Consider the following 15,860-nt stretch of genomic DNA (forward strand, 5'->3'; position numbering starts at 1 on the left):
CCGGACGTGCGGCAGCGGCCTCGGGGCGCGGGGCGCGCTCGGGGCGGGGCACCGACACCGGCGCCGGCGCGTCGGGCGTAATGCCCTTGACGGCGGCTTCCTGGCGCGGACGCGCATCTTCCTTCTTGCGGCTGCTGTAGCTCGTGTCCGCCTCGAGTTCCTTGGCGGCGGCCTCGGCCATGCGATAGCTGGCCGTGGATTCCTCCAGGCGCGGATCGTCGTGGCGCAGGCGCTCCAGCTTGTAGTGCGGGGTTTCCAGGTGCTTGTTGGGGATCAACAGCACGTTCACCTTGAAGCGCAGCTCGATCAGGTTGATTTCCTGACGCTTCTCGTTCAGCAGGAAAGCGGCCACTTCCACCGGCACCTGGCAGTGGATGGCGGCCGTGTTCTCCTTCATCGCCTCTTCCTGGATGATGCGCAGCACCTGCAGGGCGGACGATTCGGTATCGCGGATGTGACCTGTTCCATTGCAGCGCGGGCAGGTGATGTGCGAGCCTTCCGACAGCGAAGGACGCAGGCGCTGGCGCGACAGCTCCATCAGGCCGAAGCGGCTGATCTTGCCCATCTGCACGCGGGCGCGGTCGTGGCGCAGGGCGTCCTTCAGGCGCGTTTCCACGTCCTTCTGGGCCTTGCTGGACTCCATGTCGATGAAGTCGATCACGATCAGGCCGCCCAGGTCGCGCAGGCGCAGCTGGCGGGCGATCTCGTCGGCCGCTTCCAGGTTCGTGCGCAGCGCCGTTTCCTCGATGTCCGCGCCCTTGGTGGCACGGGCCGAGTTCACGTCAACGGAAACCAGGGCTTCGGTATGGTCGATCACGATGGCGCCGCCGGACGGCAGCATCACCATGCGGGAATAGGCGGACTCGATCTGGTGCTCGATCTGGAACCGCGAGAACAGGGGCACGTCGTCCCGGTACTTCTTCACGCGGTTCATGTTGTCAGGCATGACCACGCTCATGAAAGCGCGTGCCTGTTCATAGATCTCGTCGGTATCGATCAGGATCTCGCCGATATCGGGCTGGAAATAGTCGCGAATGGCGCGGATGACCAGGCTCGATTCCAGATAGATCAGCAGCGGGGCCTTGTTGTCGCCGGCGGCGCCGTCGATGGCCTTCCACAGTTGCAGCAGGTAGTTCAGGTCCCACTGCAGTTCCTCGGCCGCGCGGCCGATGCCGGCGGTGCGGGCGATGATGCTCATGCCGTCCGGCACGGTCAGCTGGCCCATCGTCTCGCGCAGTTCCTGGCGGTCCTCGCCCTCGATGCGGCGCGATACGCCACCGCCACGCGGGTTGTTCGGCATCAGCACCAGGTAGCGGCCGGCCAGTGAGATAAAGGTGGTCAGGGCGGCGCCCTTGTTGCCGCGCTCTTCCTTCTCGACCTGGACGATCAGTTCCTGGCCTTCGTGCAGGGCGTCCTGGATGCGCGCGTTGCGCACGTCCACGCCGTCCTTGAAGAACGCACGGGCCACTTCCTTGAACGGCAGGAAGCCGTGGCGCTCTTCGCCGTAGTTGACGAAGCAGGCTTCCAGCGAGGGCTCGATGCGGGTGATGACGCCCTTGTAGATGTTGCCCTTGCGCTGCTCGCGCCCGGCGGTTTCGATGTCGATATCGATCAGTTTCTGACCATCGACGATCGCGACGCGCAATTCTTCCTGTTGCGTCGCGTTGAACAGCATGCGTTTCATCGCAATACCTCACTCCAGTGTCGCGGAAGTCACACGAAAGGTGTCCGCGACGATCCATGGAGCACGCGAGGAAATAGAGTGGGGGCGGGAGAATTGCCGGAGTCGCCGGCGCGCAATACGACGCGGCCGGGCGGGGCGCGGGTGAAAGAGAGAGGCTGTCGACGTCTAGGCAGGCGTCCGCTGGGTCGGAGAGAGCGCCATGGCACTGCTCCTGATACAGCGACTTGCGGCGGATGCCCGGAATGGCCGGGGGCGATGCGGCAACGCACAATGCAAACGGCACTGGCGTCGCGGCATCGCGGCCGGCCGGGAATGGCCAAGACGCGTCAAAGAGCAAGTTTTCCGGACGCGGCAAGCGGGGCCGAATGTCAACCTGACCTGTCTCCTGGCGGGCGCGCCGCTGCTTCTTGGAGTTCTGCGACCGGGCGCCGGTAATACGACTAGCCGATATTGCAGGTCGGTTGGCAGGCTCGCCTGCCGGCCGGCACCGATTTCCCGGTGCGGGCGGTCTTCTCTCACCGATGTGGATGCCTGTCGGGCATCCACATTGAATTCTGTTCTACCTGGATCACTCTGTTTCCACGTGCCCGCCGTTTCTCGCCGAAGCCGCCTCTGGGCAACTTCCTGCGCGCCGGCGTGGCGCGTGCGTGCTGCTGATTTCCACCATTTGCCCATCTGGCGCCTGCGGGGTACGCAAAATGCGGGAGACGGGCCGGGTTGGTGGCAACCCGAAGTGTAAAATGCGTGATCCTGCGCGGATATTGGTGGCAATCCCCATCGGTCTCGTCACCCGCCAGCCCAACTTGGGCCCGCGCCTATATTGCTCACAGAATCGCTTACACAGGTCGTGCGCTGCCGGTCTTTGGCCGGGACAGCCGGGAAATTATATTGAAAATGAATGAGTTACGCCATCAAATTGAAAAGGAGCCGCGCGTCGCGCCCGGCGCGCTCCAGGTGGCGTACGTCACGGTGGACGAAAGTGCCGAGGGCCAGCGCATCGACAACTTTCTGCTGAAGGTCTCAAAGGGCGTGCCCAAGAGCCATATTTACCGGGTCTTGCGCTCGGGCGAGGTACGCGTGAACAAGGGCCGGATCGACGCCACTTACCGGCTGAAGCTGGGTGATGTGATCCGGATCCCGCCCATGCGGGTGGCGGAAAAGGCACAGGACGCCGATGCTTTCGTGCCTTCGTCGGAATTCCCGATCCTGTTCGAGGACGCCTGGCTGCTGATTATCGACAAGCCGGCCGGCGTGGCCGTCCATGGCGGCTCGGGCGTGGCCTTCGGGGTGATCGAGCAATTGCGCCGCGCGCGGCCCGAGGCGAAGTTCCTGGAACTGGTGCACCGGCTGGACCGCGAGACGTCCGGCATCCTGATCCTGGCGAAGAAGCGCTCGGCGCTGGTGCACCTGCACGAGCAGATGCGCGGCACCGGCATGGACAAGCGCTACTTCGCCTGCGTGGCAGGCGAATTCCAGAACACGCGGCAGCACGTCAAGCTCCCGCTATATAAATACAGCACGCCCGATGGCGAGCGGCGCGTGCGCGTGCAGGCCGATGGGCTGACCGCGCACACCATCTTCAACAAGGTGGAGGCGTTCCCGGGCTACACCCTGCTCGAGGCCGAACTGAAAACCGGCCGCACGCACCAGATCCGGGTGCACTTGCAGGCGTCCGGCTTCCCCATCGTCGGCGATGAGAAGTATGGTGATTTTGCGCTCAATAAGGCACTTTCTCGTAGCAATGCCAAGCCCGGCATCAAGCGGATGTTCCTGCACGCGCACCGGATGACGCTGGCGCACCCGTCCACGGGCGAGCCGCTGACCGTTTCGGCGCCATTACCCGCCGAGTGTGTTGATTTTCTGCAACAATTGCGTCAGCACCGCGCGGCGGACTGACGCGTCGCATCGCCGCCTTCGCAGCCGCCACACCACTTTCCGCATCGACCAAGGACCTCAATGGCCAGGCAGCGCTTCGACCTGATCGTCTTCGACTGGGATGGAACCCTCATGGATTCCACCCCGACCATCGCCAAATGCATTCAGCTGGCCAGCCGCGACCTGGGCCTGCCCGTGCCGGATGACAGCGCCGCGAGCCACGTGATCGGCCTTGGGCTGAAGGACGCGCTGTCCTATGCCGTGCCCACGCTGGACCCGGCCGACTATCCGCGCCTGGCGGAGCGTTACCGCTACCATTTCCTCACGCGCGATGCGGACCTCGTGCTGTTCGATGGCGTGCGCGAGATGCTCGAGGCCCTGCACGGCGAGCACTACTTCCTCGGCGTGGCCACGGGCAAGACCCGTGTGGGGCTGGAGCGGGCGCTGGCGGCCACCGGCCTTGGCAAGCTGTTCGATGGCACGCGTTGCGCCGACGAGACGTTCTCCAAGCCGCACCCGGCCATGCTGCAGGAGCTGACGCGCGAGCTGGGCCAGGACGTGGCGCGCACGGTCATGGTGGGCGATACCACCCATGACCTGCAGATGGCGGTCAACGCCGGCGCGCACGGGCTGGGCGTCTGCTACGGCGCGCATCCGGCCGATTCGCTGCGCGCGATGGCGCCGGTGCACTGCGCCACGTCGATCGCCGATCTCCAGGACTGGCTGCTCACGCATGCCTGAAGCCGGCCAGCCACTGCACCGCGTGTGCGCCAGCGACGAACTCGTCGATGGCGGGGCCGGCGTGCGGTTCTCCGTGCGCCGGGAAGCGCGCGAGATCGGCGCATTCGTGGTCCGTTTCGATGGCGTTGCGCACGCCTACCTGAACCAGTGCGCGCACGTGCCGATGGAGCTGGACTGGCAGGAGGGGCAGTTTTTCGATAGCGCGGGCCTATACTTGATGTGCGCGACACATGGCGCGGTTTATGCGCCAGACACCGGCCTTTGCGTGGGCGGCCCTTGCCGGGGCGCCGCGCTGGCCAAGCTCCGGACCGAGGAACGCGAGGGTGCTGTCTACTGGCTCCCCGAACCGCCTTTTTACCCGCCCGACGCCACCTGAATGATCCGCCGGGCCGCCGTCTGACTTTATCGAGTCCATCGCATGACAGAACAGCAAAAACCGCCGGTCGAACCGGGTCAAACGCAAGACGAACACAAGGCCGGCGACAGTCACCGCCTGGAAACGGCGGCGCAGGCCGATTTTCCGCTCGAGCAGGAACTGCGTGCCGGGGAGGACGCGGCGCGGCGCGAGGCCGACGAGCGCCGTGCGCGCCTGAGCGGGCAGGGTGGAGCGGCCCCGGTGGGTGGCGGCAGCGCCACCGGTGGCTGGGAGCGCGACGTGCTGGAGAAGGTGCTGATGGCCACGCTGCGCGAACAGCGCGCGGCACGGCGCTGGAAGATCTTCTTCCGGCTGGTGGTGCTGGGCATCCTGGCGCTGATCCTGTACGCGGTAATCGACTTCAAGGGCGATGGCATCGCCAGCACCGCGGGGCGCCATACCGCGATGGTTTCGCTGGAAGGCGAGATCGCGGCGGGCACGCCGGCCGGCGCGGAATCGATCAATGCCTCCCTGCAGGCGGCCTTTGCCGATACCAACGCGGCCGGCGTGATCCTCAAGATCAATTCGCCGGGCGGCTCGCCGGTGCAGGCGGGCATCATCAACGACGAGATCAAGCGTCTGCGCACCGTGTATCCGGGCAAGCCGTTCTACGTGGTGGTGGAGGAAATCTGCGCCTCCGGCGGTTACTACGTGGCAGCGGCGGCCGACAAGATCTATGTGGACAAGGCCAGTATCGTCGGCTCGATCGGCGTGCTGATGGATGGCTTCGGCTTCACCGGCCTGATGGAAAAGCTCGGCGTGGAGCGCCGGCTGTACACCTCGGGTGCCAACAAGGGCATGCTCGACCCCTTCTCGCCGCAGGTGCCGCGCCAGAAGGTCTATGCCGAGACCATGCTCAAGGAGATCCATCAGCAGTTCATCGACGTGGTGAAAGAAGGCCGCGGCGACCGGCTGAAGGACGATCCGGACCTGTTCTCGGGCTTGTTCTGGTCCGGCGAGCGCGCCGTGGCGCTGGGCCTGGCCGATGGCGTGGGTAGCGCCGACTACGTGGCGCGCGACCTGTTCAAGGCCGAGGATATCGTCGACTACACGGTCAAGGAAAACATCGCCGAGCGCGTGGCCAAGCGGTTTGGTGCGGCCATGGGCAGCGCGGCGATGAAGACCATGATGATGTCGACCGGCGCGCAGTCGCTCCGGTAAGCAGGACTAGGCGGCCAGCAGCGAGAAGATCGCCGGCCGCTTTTGCAGGGCAATCCGCTCCGGCCGCCAGGCCGACAGCGGCAGCGTGACGATGGTTTCGGTGGGCAGCGTCAGGTCGACGGCCACCGATACCATCGTGGTGCCGGCGCAATGCTGGCGCAGCGCTTCCAGCAGCGCGGCGTTGCGGTAGGGGGTCTCGATGAAGACCTGCGTCTGGCGCGCCTTGCGCGAATGCGCTTCCAATTCCCGTAGCTTGCGCGTGCGCTCGTCAGCGTCCACGGGCAGGTAGCCGTTGAACGCGAAGCTCTGGCCATTCAGGCCGGAACCCATCACCGCCAGCAGGATCGAGCTCGGCCCCACCAGCGGCCGCACCGTCACGCCGCGCGCGTGGGCCAGTCGGACGAGGTCCGCACCGGGGTCGGCCACGGCCGGCACGCCGGCTTCGGAAAGCAGCCCGCCATCGCGGCCCCCGGCGATGGGGTCCAGCAGCGCGGCCAAGGCCTCGGCGCGCGTGTTCACGTTCAGCTCACGGATCTCGATCTGCTGGATCGGCCGCGCCAGCGGGCTGGTTTCGCCCAGTTTCTTCAGGAAAGCGCGCGCCGTCTTGGCGTTCTCTGCCACCAGGTAGTCGAGCCGCGCGGCAATCTGCTGCACGCCGGCGGGGATGACATCGGGCAGCGGATCGAACTCGTCGCGCTTGCCGAGCGTGTTGGGAATCAGGAACAGGGTACCGGCCATCGTTCAGGCTCCGAAAAACGGGTAGCCGGCGGCACGCAGCATGCCGGTCAGCGCGATCAGCGGCAGGCCGATCAGCGCCGTGGGGTCGTCCGATTCCACGCGCGCGAGCAGGGCGATGCCCAGACCCTCGGCCTTGGCGCTGCCCGCGCAGTCATAGGGGGTTTCCAGGCGCAGGTAGGCGTCTAGTTCGGCATCGGACAGGTCACGGAAGGTCGCCCGGGTCTGTACATCGGCCAACTGGGCCTCGCCGGTGCGGCTGTCGAGCAGGCAGAGTGCCGAATGAAATGTGACGGTTCGTCCGCGCATTTGCTGCAACTGGGCCAGCGCCTTCTCATGGCTGCCGGGTTTGCCGATCTGGGCGCCGTCGAGCGTGCAGACCTGATCCGAGCCGATGACCAGTGCGCCGGGGTGGCGCGCGGCAATCGCCTCGGCCTTGCGGCGCGAGAGGCGCAGGGCCGTGGCCTCGGGGGCCTCCCCGGCCAGCGGGGTTTCGTCGATGTCCGGTACAGCCACGTCGAACGGGATGCGCAGCCGCGCGAGCAACTCGCGCCGGTACGGAGAACTCGACCCGAGGATCAGGGGCGGGCGGATAGCGGAGGACGACATATATATAGAGGTAGCGTCGGAGGGAGAGGGGACGGTCAGTTAGCCAGTTGTATACTTTGACCGAGTCCCGTTTTTCAGCTTATAATCGCGCGTTTAGCCACACAGGCACATTCGTGCCCGGCCGTGATCGGAAGCCATCGCGGCAGGCGTATCCGCCCTCGATGGCGTGGATCGTCCCAGGTGTGGCAAACAAGGCATTTTTCCAGCGATTCAGCGTACATGAGTCAGCCGACCCAGCCAGCGGCGTCCGCCGTGGCATTCGATCTGCGCGAAACCGATCTGTTCGCCTTCTGCCGCAAGGGTGGCAGCGTGGCGGGCGACGTGGCGACGCGCGATTTGCCGCGCATCTTAGCCGAGACGGCCGAGGATGCGCCAGCATCGGCACCGGACGAGACGTTTCACTACACGCTCACCGGCTTCATGCGCGAGGAAGCGGTGGAGGCTGGCGCGGTGGTGTCGCAGCGGCTGTTCGTCGACGTCACCGTGCAAGGGCGGGTCTGGCTCGATTGCCAGCGCTGCCTGCAGGTCTACCCGGAGCCGATCGACACGTCGATGCGCTTCGAGGTCATGGCCAGCGAAGAAGCGGCGGATTCGGCACCCATGGATGATGACGACATCGACGTGATCGTCGGGTCGAAGAAGTTTTCGCCGCTGGAACTGGTGGAAGACGAGGTGCTGCTGGCGTTGCCGTCGGCACCCAAGCATATGGTCTGTCCCGCCGTGCACGAGTCGCTCGTGACCGGCGCGGACGGTGAGGTGGAGCCTGAGGCTCCGCCCGAAGAGGAAAAGCGGCCATCGCCCTTTGCGGCGCTGGCCGGCCTGAAGACGAAGCACTGACGCCGCAACAGAGCGGCCGGCGCACCCGTCCTCGGGTAGCAGGTCAAGCATCCGGCCGGGCCCCGGCTACGCCTCGCGCAGGATGCGTGTGTTAATATCGCAAAATTCTCGAAGGAGTCATCATGGCTGTTCAACAGAACAAGAAGTCGCCGTCCAAGCGCGGCATGCATCGTTCGCACGACCATCTGTCGGTCGCACCCCTGGCCGTTGAGCCGACCACGGGCGAGACCCACCTGCGTCACCACGTGAGCCCGAACGGCTACTACCGTGGCCGCAAGGTCATCAAGACCAAGAACGACTGACCAGGTTGTCTGGCGTGACCCTGTGTCTCGCTCGCGCACGTTGTCAGGTGTAAAACAGGAAAGCGGCAAGCTCGTTGCCGCTTTTTTGTTGGGCGCTCGGCGCCCACCCGGCAGCGTATCCGCGCGTCCGGCTGGTTGCGTCCCCGCGAACCGAGGCGGCGGATGCCGGTGCGCATTCCGTATCTGGAAACAATGACGATCAAGCTCGCTATCGACTGCATGGGCGGCGATCACGGTGTATCCGTGACCGTGCCGGCGGCGATCAGTTTTCTTTCCCGTCACGATGACGCCGAGATGATCCTCGTCGGCTTGCCCGATGCCATCGGCGCGCAGCTCAGGAAGCTGCATGCGGCCGATCATCCGCGCGTCACCGTGGTGGCGGCAACCGAGGTCATCACGATGGATGACCCGGTGGAAGTGGCGCTGCGCAAGAAGAAGGACTCTTCGATGCGCGTGGCGGCCACGCAGGTCAAGGAAGGCCGCGCCGACGCGCTCATCTCCGCCGGCAACACCGGCGCGCTGATGGCTGTGTCGCGCTATGTGCTGAAGACGCTCGAGGGCATCGAGCGGCCGGCCATCGCCACTACCATTCCCAATGAGCAGGGCTGGGGCACCACGGTGCTCGACCTGGGTGCCAACGCCGACTGCGAACCCGGGCACCTGCTCCAGTTCGCCCGCATGGCCGAGGCCATGGTGTCCGTGGTGGATCACAAGGATCACCCCACGGTGGGCCTGCTCAATATCGGCGAGGAAGTGATCAAGGGCAACGAGGTGGTCAAGGCCGCCGGCGAGCTGCTGCGCGCTTCCGAGCTGAATTTCTACGGTAACGTGGAAGGCAACGACATCTTCAAGGGCACGACGGACATCGTGGTCTGCGACGGCTTCGTCGGCAATGTGGCGCTCAAGAGTACCGAGGGCCTGGCCAAGATGATTGGCGGCATGATCAAGGAGGAGTTCACGCGCTCCTGGTTCACCAAGCTGCTGGCCGCCGTGGCCATGCCCGTGCTGTCGCGCCTGGCGCGCCGGCTGGACCCCGCGCGCTACAACGGCGCCTCGCTGCTGGGCCTGCGCGGACTGGTGATCAAGAGTCACGGTTCCGCCGACGCCCACTCTTTTGAATGGGCGATCAAACGCGGGTATGATGCGGCCAGAAACGGCGTAATCGAACGTATAGCAAGGGTCTTCGCCAACAAGTCCGGCGCCACGGCGCCCGCGACGGGCGGCCCGGAGACCGACGCACCGGACCCACATCCCGATACCCATGCCGCCTGAGGCCTCAAGCCCTCTGAACCCCCTGAGTGCAGGGGGCCGTGGCGGCTGCCGCAGGCGGCCCGGGTGAGCATCACGATCCGACAGACATGACCAAGTTCGCAAAAATCATCGGTACCGGGAGCTACCTGCCCCCGCGGCGTGTCACCAATCACGAGCTGGCGGCGCAGCTGGCCGAGCGTGGCATCGAAACGAGCGACGAGTGGATCGTCTCGCGCAGCGGCATTTCGGCGCGGCACTGGGCCGAGCCGGACGTCACCGCCAGTGACCTGGCCGTGCAAGCGGCCGAGCAGGCGATCGAGGCGGCCGGGATCGAGCGCCAGGACATCGACCTGATCATCGTGGCCACCTCCACGCCGGACTTCGTGTTCCCGAGCACCGCCTGCCTGGTGCAGCAGAAGCTCGGCATCACGAACCATTGTGCGGCTTTCGACATGCAGGCCGTGTGCTCGGGCTTCGTCTACGCGCTCTCCACGGCGGACAAGTTCATCCGCAGCGGCTCGCACAAGAACGTGCTGGTGATCGGCACCGAAGTGTTCTCCCGCATCCTCGATTTCAACGACCGCACCACCTGCGTGCTGTTCGGTGATGGCGCCGGCGCCGTGGTGGTGACTGCCTCGGACGAGCCGGGCATCCTGTCGTCGGCCATGCATGCCGATGGCAGCCACGCGGACATCCTCTGCGTGCCGGGCAATGTGTCGGGCGGTGCCATCACCGGCAACGCCTTCCTGCACATGGACGGCCAGGCGGTGTTCAAGCTGGCCGTGAACGTGCTGGACAAGGTGGCGCGCGAGGCGATGGCCGCAGCCGAGGTGCAGGCGGACGAAATCGACTGGCTGGTGCCGCACCAGGCCAATATCCGCATCATGCAGGGCACGGCGCGCAAGCTGGGCCTGCCGGCCGAGCGGATGGTCGCCACGGTGCACGAGCATGGCAATACTTCGGCGGCGTCGATCCCGCTGGCACTCGACGTGGCCGTGCGCGACGGCCGTATCCGCCCGGGTCAGACCGTGATGCTGGAAGGCGTTGGCGGCGGCTTCACCTGGGGCGCGGTGCTGCTGCGCATGTAAGATGCGGTCCGGCGCGGCGTGCCTGAAAGGGCGCGTGCGCCCGGACACGCTCGTCTGAATCGTTAAGACTGGATTCCCGATGAAATTCGCATTCGTTTTCCCTGGCCAGGGCTCGCAATCGGTCGGCATGCTCAACGCGTTTGCCGACAACCCGGTGGTCCGCGCCACGCTGGAGGAAGCTTCCGCCGCGCTGGGGCAGGACATCGGCCGCCTGATCGCGGAAGGTCCGGCGGAAGAACTGAACCTCACGACCAACACCCAGCCGGTGATGCTGACTGCCGCCGTGGCCGTGTACCGCGCCTGGCTGGACGCCGGCGGCCCGGCCCCGGCCCTGGTGGCCGGCCACAGCCTGGGCGAGTACTCGGCGCTGGTGGCCGCGGGCGTGATTCCGTTTGCTGACGCTGTGCCGCTGGTGCGCTTCCGCGCACAGGCGATGCAGGAAGCCGTGCCGGTGGGCGAGGGCGGCATGGCCGCCATCCTGGGCCTGTCCGATGACGACGTGCGCGCGGCTTGCGCCGAGGCGTCCGCTGCCGGCGTGGTCGAGGCCGTCAATTTCAACGCCCCCTCGCAGGTGGTGATTGCCGGCCACAAGGCTGCCGTGGAAAAGGCCTGCGAGATCGCCAAGGCCAAGGGCGCCAAGCGCGCGCTGCCGCTGCCGGTGTCGGCGCCGTTCCATTCGTCGCTGCTGAAGCCGGCTTCGGACCGCCTCAAGGAGCGCATGGCTGGGCTGGCGTTCTCGGCGCCGTCGATCCCGGTCATCAACAACGTGGACGTGGCCATCGCCAACGACCCGGCCCAGATCAAGGACGCCCTGGTGCGCCAGGCCGCCGCCCCGGTACGCTGGGTGGAGTGCGTGCAGAAAATGGCCGCCGAAGGCGTGACCCATGTGATCGAATGCGGTCCGGGCAAGGTGCTGGCCGGCATGACCAAGCGCATCGACGGCAATCTCGTCGGCGGCGCGATCTTCGACCCCGCATCGCTGCAAGACACGCTGGCGCTGCTGAAGTAAGCCAAGGAACATCGCAACATGAGCAAGACTCTGGAAAATCAGGTCGCCCTGGTGACGGGTGCGTCGCGCGGCATTGGCCGGGCCATCGCGCTGGAACTGGCGCGTCAGGGCGCCACCGTGATCGGCACCGCCACGAGCGAGTCCGGCGCGGCCGCCATCGGCGAATACCTGAAGGCCGAGGGCCTGCAGGGCCATGGCGTGGTGCTGAACGTGAACGATGCCGCGCGCTGCGAAGCCGTGATCGAGGAGATCGTGAAGGCCCACGGCGGTCTGGCCGTGCTGGTGAACAACGCCGGCATCACCCAGGACCAGTTGGCCATGCGCATGAAGGACGATGACTGGACGAGCGTCATCGACACGAACCTGACGGCGGTGTTCCGCCTGTCGCGCGCCGTGCTGCGCCCGATGATGAAGGCCCGTACCGGCCGCATCATCAACATCACTTCGGTGGTGGGCTCCACGGGCAACCCGGGCCAGATGAACTACGCGGCGGCCAAGGCCGGCGTGGAGGGCATGGCCCGCGCGCTGGCGCGCGAGATTGGCAGCCGCAACGTTACTGTGAACTGCGTGGCGCCGGGCTTCATCGACACCGACATGACCAAGGTCCTGTCGGACGAGCAGCATGCGGCGCTGAAGACCCAGATCCCGCTGGGCCGACTCGGCCAGCCGGAAGACATCGCGCATGCGGTGGCGTTCCTGGCCGGCCCGCAGGCCGCCTACATCACGGGCACAACGCTGCACGTGAACGGCGGCATGTACATGAATTGATTGCATTACCCGACGTACATTTCGGCGAAGAAGCCGAAAGATGGCGGGCGAAGCAGTTGTTTTTCAAACCGAACGGGCGCGATTCTTGCAATAGATGGCAGGCGGATTTTTTGTGGTCCAAACCTGCTAAAATGCGCCCACTTTTTGTCGAACTTCCCTGGAGGGTTACATGGACAATATCGAACAACGCGTCAAGAAAATCGTGGCTGAACAGCTTGGCGTGGCCGAGGCAGACATCAAGAACGAATCGTCGTTCGTGAACGATCTCGGTGCGGACTCGCTGGACACGGTTGAACTCGTGATGGCGTTGGAAGATGAATTCGGCATGGAAATTCCTGATGAGGAAGCCGAAAAGATCACGACCGTGCAACAGGCCATCGACTACGCCACCGCGCACGTCAAGGCCTAAGCCGTCGTCTTCGCATTCCGAGCCACAGAAGGCACAAGGGTGGGGCCGTCATGGTCCTGTCCGGTTGTTTTCTGTGGCTTTCGTCTGTTCGAAGAAGCAGAATCGGAATGATCTCAAACCGTATTACGCGCCGCATGCAATGACTAACGGCCGGATCGGCGAGATCCTGAATCAATCCAATTCCGCTTCACGCACTCGTAGGAAATCATAGTGAGCCGTCGTCGCGTCGTCGTCACTGGGCTTGGCCTTGTGTCTCCGGTCGGAAACACGGTTGCCGAAGGCTGGGCCAACCTGGTTGCCGGCAAGTCCGGCATTGCCACCGTCACCAAATTCGATCACTCCCCGTTCGCCGTCCATTTTGCCGGTGAAGTGAAGGGTTTCAACGTCGAGGAATATGTTCCGGCGAAGGAAGCCCCCCGTATGGATACGTTTATCCATTTCGGTATCGCGGCGGGTACCCAGGCGCTGAAGGATAGCGGCCTGGAAGTGACCGAGGAGAACGCCGAGCGCATCGGCGTGCTGGTTGGCTCCGGCATCGGCGGCCTGCCGATGATCGAAGCTACGCAGATGGAGCTGGCCAATCGCGGCCCGCGCCGGATTTCGCCGTTCTTCGTTCCGGGCTCGATCATCAACATGATCTCGGGCCATCTGTCGATCTATCACGGCCTGAAGGGCCCGAACCTCGCGGCCGTGACGGCCTGCACGACCGGCCTGCACAGCATCGGCCTGGCCGCCCGCCTGATCCAGGCCGGCGATGCCGACGCGATGCTGGCCGGCGGCGCCGAGTCGACGGTTTCGCCGCTGGGCATTGGCGGCTTTGCCGCAGCCCGCGCGTTGTCCACCCGCAACGACGATCCGGCCACAGCCTCGCGTCCGTGGGACAAGGACCGCGACGGCTTCGTGCTGGGCGAGGGTGCCGGCGTGATGATGCTCGAGGAGTATGAGTCGGCCAAGGCACGCGGCGCCAAGATCTATGCGGAGCTGATTGGCTTCGGCATGAGTGGCGACGCGTTCCACATGACCGCCCCGAACACCGACGGCCCGCGCCGCTGCATGGTGGCTGCGCTGAAAAACGCCGGCGTCAATGCCGACGAAGTGCAGTATCTGAACGCGCACGGCACGTCCACGCCACTGGGCGACAAGAACGAGTCCGACGCCGTGAAGCTGGCCTTTGGCGAGCACGCCTACAAGATGGTGGTCAATTCGACAAAGTCGATGACCGGTCACCTTTTGGGCGGCGCTGGCGGTCTCGAGTCGGTCTTCACCGTGCTGGCGATCCACAACCAGGTTTCGCCGCCGACGATCAACATCTTCAACCAGGATCCGGAATGCGACCTGGATTACGTAGCGAATACTGCACGTGAGATGAAAATCGACGTGGCCGTGAAGAACAACTTCGGTTTTGGCGGCACCAACGGCACGCTTGTCTTCCGCCGCATCTGACCGCGACGGGTATCACGGGGCTCGCCACGGCGAGCCCCGATTCATTTCGGCATGCGGAACCAAACATGCGGACGGGCGGTCACAGAATGCGCTTCGCGACACCCGGTGGGTCCCGATTCGTAGGTAAAATACAACGTTTGTCGTGACGACAAAACCAAGAGATACACTGCAGGTGAACCATTCGTGAGCGAACGCGAAGCCGATCAGCTTCTAGTTGAACGCGTCCAGCAGGGCGACAAACGAGCCTTTGAGTTGCTGGTGGCCAAGTACCACCGCAAGATCATCCGGCTCATTTCACGCCTTGTCCGCGATCCCGCCGAAGTGGAGGATGTGGCGCAGGATGCCTTTATCAAGGCGTACCGCGCGCTTCCCCAGTTCCGGGGCGAATCCGCCTTCTACACGTGGCTGTACCGCATCGCCGTCAACACCGCCAAGAACTATCTGGCCACGCAGGGCCGCCGCCCGGAGGCGTCCAGTGATATTGACGCCGAAGAGGCTGAAACTTTTGCAGACGGCGAGCAACTAAGGGATATCAATACGCCGGAGTCCATGCTCCACACGCGTCAGGTGGCCGAGACGGTCAACCGCGCAATGGAGGCGCTGCCGGAGGAATTGCGTACCGCCATCACCCTGCGCGAGATCGAGGGCCTCAGCTACGAGGAAATCGCCGAAGCCATGGGTTGCCCGATCGGGACCGTGCGGTCACGGATCTTCCGCGCCCGCGAGGCGATCGCCGACAAGTTGCGCCCCCTGCTGGGAACAGCCGAGGGCAAGCGGTGGTAGGGATAGCAAGTTGAAGAATGTCGTGCAGCCAGCGTTGCAGCCAATTCCTGCATCGATAAACGACAAGCAGCAGTACGGGATTTATCGGTGTTCAATGGAATTTCTTGGGGTGGGAAATGGGTCAGGCTCATAAGCAGTCGGTTCATGTAGTGGAAGCATCGGAGCAAATCTCCGTTTTGATGGATGGCGAGCTGGCGCCGAACGAAGTGGACGCCGTGCTGGGCCTCGCGAAGAGCGACGCCGGCATGACGGACTGGAACGTCTACCAGCTGATCGGTGACACGCTGCGTTCGGAAGAGTTGACGCACGCTGGTTCGACCGAAGCGTTTCTCTCCCGATTCTCCGCGCGCCTGGAAGTCGAGCCCCATGTGCTCGTGCCCGCCGTGGCTGCAGCCGGCCGCCAACGCCTGCTGGTACGCCCGTCGTGGGTGCGCCGCGTGATGCCCGGCACGGCCATCGCCGCCGCCGTGGCGGCCGTGAGCTGGGTTGTGGTGCCGCAGATGCGTGGTCCGGGTGATATCGGTACGCCCGATGCCGTCGTGGCCCGCGTCGAGCAGTCCGCCACGCCGGCCAAGGCTGGTTCGATCGTGACCGTGGCCGCTGACAGCGCCCAGATGATTCGCGATCCGCGCCTTGATGAATACCTGCGTGCCCATCGCACGTCGGTGGCGACCGAAGCCTTTGTGCCGACCATGCGCACGGTGGCGAATGGCGCAAACTTCTCACAGGAAAATTCGCAGGAATAATGCC

17 protein-coding genes are annotated in these 15,860 nt (G+C 65.0%); 14 read left to right on the forward strand and 3 right to left on the reverse strand.

Annotated features, from left to right (window positions below; genetic code table 11):
• The coding region (locus tag KHO18_RS22680; protein ID WP_211943939.1) for an Rne/Rng family ribonuclease at positions 1-1,684 on the reverse strand (1,684 nt) is incomplete at its 3' end.
• Positions 1,685-2,578: 894 nt separating this feature from the next.
• Between KHO18_RS22680 and KHO18_RS22685 the strand changes: the two genes are divergently transcribed.
• From KHO18_RS22685 to KHO18_RS22700, 4 genes are read left to right on the forward strand one after another with little or no spacing between them, the layout of a single operon-like run.
• Positions 2,579-3,580 (forward strand): RluA family pseudouridine synthase, encoded by a 1,002-nt coding sequence (locus KHO18_RS22685; protein ID WP_211943940.1) that lies wholly within the window; start codon positions 2,579-2,581, stop codon positions 3,578-3,580.
• Between the two features lie 60 nt (positions 3,581-3,640).
• Complete coding sequence (locus tag KHO18_RS22690) at positions 3,641-4,300, forward strand: HAD-IA family hydrolase (RefSeq protein WP_149135568.1); 660 nt, start codon at positions 3,641-3,643, stop codon at positions 4,298-4,300.
• On the forward strand, positions 4,293-4,676 hold the full coding sequence (locus KHO18_RS22695; RefSeq protein WP_144199348.1) for a Rieske (2Fe-2S) protein: 384 nt from the start codon (positions 4,293-4,295) through the stop codon (positions 4,674-4,676). Before KHO18_RS22690 ends, KHO18_RS22695 begins: the two co-directional genes overlap by 8 nt.
• 42 nt (positions 4,677-4,718) lie before the next feature.
• Complete coding sequence (locus tag KHO18_RS22700) at positions 4,719-5,876, forward strand: S49 family peptidase (RefSeq protein WP_144199346.1); 1,158 nt, start codon at positions 4,719-4,721, stop codon at positions 5,874-5,876.
• A gap of 6 nt (positions 5,877-5,882) precedes the next feature.
• On the opposite strand, the gene KHO18_RS22705 is transcribed toward KHO18_RS22700, so the two are convergent.
• Together KHO18_RS22705 and KHO18_RS22710 are read right to left on the reverse strand one after the other, a co-directional pair.
• Entirely contained in the window at positions 5,883-6,614 is a 732-nt protein-coding gene (locus tag KHO18_RS22705; RefSeq protein WP_211943941.1) for an SAM-dependent methyltransferase, read from the reverse strand.
• A gap of 3 nt (positions 6,615-6,617) precedes the next feature.
• Entirely contained in the window at positions 6,618-7,220 is a 603-nt protein-coding gene (locus KHO18_RS22710) for a Maf-like protein (RefSeq protein ID WP_144199342.1), read from the reverse strand.
• Positions 7,221-7,439: 219 nt separating this feature from the next.
• Between KHO18_RS22710 and KHO18_RS22715 the strand changes: the two genes are divergently transcribed.
• From KHO18_RS22715 to KHO18_RS22760, 10 genes are all read left to right on the forward strand, one after another.
• Entirely contained in the window at positions 7,440-8,057 is a 618-nt protein-coding gene (locus KHO18_RS22715; protein WP_144199340.1) for a YceD family protein, read from the forward strand.
• Positions 8,058-8,179: 122 nt separating this feature from the next.
• Entirely contained in the window at positions 8,180-8,359 is a 180-nt protein-coding gene (rpmF, locus tag KHO18_RS22720) for a 50S ribosomal protein L32 (protein ID WP_008644820.1), read from the forward strand.
• 192 nt (positions 8,360-8,551) lie between these two features.
• Positions 8,552-9,631: a phosphate acyltransferase PlsX gene (gene plsX, locus KHO18_RS22725; RefSeq protein WP_144199338.1), complete on the forward strand. Its 1,080-nt coding sequence runs from the start codon at positions 8,552-8,554 to the stop codon at positions 9,629-9,631.
• A gap of 86 nt (positions 9,632-9,717) precedes the next feature.
• On the forward strand, positions 9,718-10,698 hold the full coding sequence (locus KHO18_RS22730) for a beta-ketoacyl-ACP synthase III (protein ID WP_144199336.1): 981 nt from the start codon (positions 9,718-9,720) through the stop codon (positions 10,696-10,698).
• A 79-nt stretch (positions 10,699-10,777) separates the two neighbouring features.
• On the forward strand, positions 10,778-11,707 hold the full coding sequence (gene fabD, locus KHO18_RS22735) for an ACP S-malonyltransferase (RefSeq protein ID WP_211943942.1): 930 nt from the start codon (positions 10,778-10,780) through the stop codon (positions 11,705-11,707).
• Between the two features lie 18 nt (positions 11,708-11,725).
• The gene (gene fabG / locus KHO18_RS22740) at positions 11,726-12,475 is read left to right on the forward strand and encodes a 3-oxoacyl-ACP reductase FabG (protein ID WP_144199332.1); all 750 of its coding nucleotides are present in this window, start codon (positions 11,726-11,728) and stop codon (positions 12,473-12,475) included.
• Positions 12,476-12,644: 169 nt separating this feature from the next.
• Positions 12,645-12,884 carry an acyl carrier protein gene (gene acpP / locus KHO18_RS22745; RefSeq protein WP_008644813.1) on the forward strand — a complete coding sequence of 80 codons (240 nt, stop codon included), beginning with the start codon at positions 12,645-12,647 and terminating at the stop codon, positions 12,882-12,884.
• A gap of 210 nt (positions 12,885-13,094) precedes the next feature.
• Complete coding sequence (fabF, locus tag KHO18_RS22750) at positions 13,095-14,327, forward strand: beta-ketoacyl-ACP synthase II (protein ID WP_144199330.1); 1,233 nt, start codon at positions 13,095-13,097, stop codon at positions 14,325-14,327.
• Positions 14,328-14,510: 183 nt separating this feature from the next.
• Entirely contained in the window at positions 14,511-15,110 is a 600-nt protein-coding gene (rpoE, locus tag KHO18_RS22755) for an RNA polymerase sigma factor RpoE (RefSeq protein ID WP_092290028.1), read from the forward strand.
• A 116-nt stretch (positions 15,111-15,226) separates the two neighbouring features.
• The gene (locus KHO18_RS22760) at positions 15,227-15,856 is read left to right on the forward strand and encodes a sigma-E factor negative regulatory protein (protein WP_144199708.1); all 630 of its coding nucleotides are present in this window, start codon (positions 15,227-15,229) and stop codon (positions 15,854-15,856) included.
• Positions 15,857-15,860 lie beyond the last annotated feature (4 nt).

It is taken from the genome of Cupriavidus campinensis (genome assembly GCF_905397395.1).
Lineage (GTDB): Bacteria > Pseudomonadota > Gammaproteobacteria > Burkholderiales > Burkholderiaceae > Cupriavidus > Cupriavidus campinensis.

Coding starts and splice junctions, on each gene's coding strand:
- plsX (WP_144199338.1), top strand. CDS start 8,552: ATGACGATCAAGCTCGCTATCGACTGCATGGGCGGCGATCACGGTGTA.
- KHO18_RS22710 (WP_144199342.1), bottom strand. CDS start 7,220: ATGTCGTCCTCCGCTATCCGCCCGCCCCTGATCCTCGGGTCGAGTTCT.
- fabG (WP_144199332.1), top strand. CDS start 11,726: ATGAGCAAGACTCTGGAAAATCAGGTCGCCCTGGTGACGGGTGCGTCG.
- acpP (WP_008644813.1), top strand. CDS start 12,645: ATGGACAATATCGAACAACGCGTCAAGAAAATCGTGGCTGAACAGCTT.
- KHO18_RS22715 (WP_144199340.1), top strand. CDS start 7,440: ATGAGTCAGCCGACCCAGCCAGCGGCGTCCGCCGTGGCATTCGATCTG.
- KHO18_RS22695 (WP_144199348.1), top strand. CDS start 4,293: ATGCCTGAAGCCGGCCAGCCACTGCACCGCGTGTGCGCCAGCGACGAA.
- KHO18_RS22730 (WP_144199336.1), top strand. CDS start 9,718: ATGACCAAGTTCGCAAAAATCATCGGTACCGGGAGCTACCTGCCCCCG.
- KHO18_RS22705 (WP_211943941.1), bottom strand. CDS start 6,614: ATGGCCGGTACCCTGTTCCTGATTCCCAACACGCTCGGCAAGCGCGAC.
- rpmF (WP_008644820.1), top strand. CDS start 8,180: ATGGCTGTTCAACAGAACAAGAAGTCGCCGTCCAAGCGCGGCATGCAT.
- KHO18_RS22700 (WP_144199346.1), top strand. CDS start 4,719: ATGACAGAACAGCAAAAACCGCCGGTCGAACCGGGTCAAACGCAAGAC.
- KHO18_RS22685 (WP_211943940.1), top strand. CDS start 2,579: ATGAATGAGTTACGCCATCAAATTGAAAAGGAGCCGCGCGTCGCGCCC.
- KHO18_RS22760 (WP_144199708.1), top strand. CDS start 15,227: ATGGGTCAGGCTCATAAGCAGTCGGTTCATGTAGTGGAAGCATCGGAG.
- fabD (WP_211943942.1), top strand. CDS start 10,778: ATGAAATTCGCATTCGTTTTCCCTGGCCAGGGCTCGCAATCGGTCGGC.
- KHO18_RS22690 (WP_149135568.1), top strand. CDS start 3,641: ATGGCCAGGCAGCGCTTCGACCTGATCGTCTTCGACTGGGATGGAACC.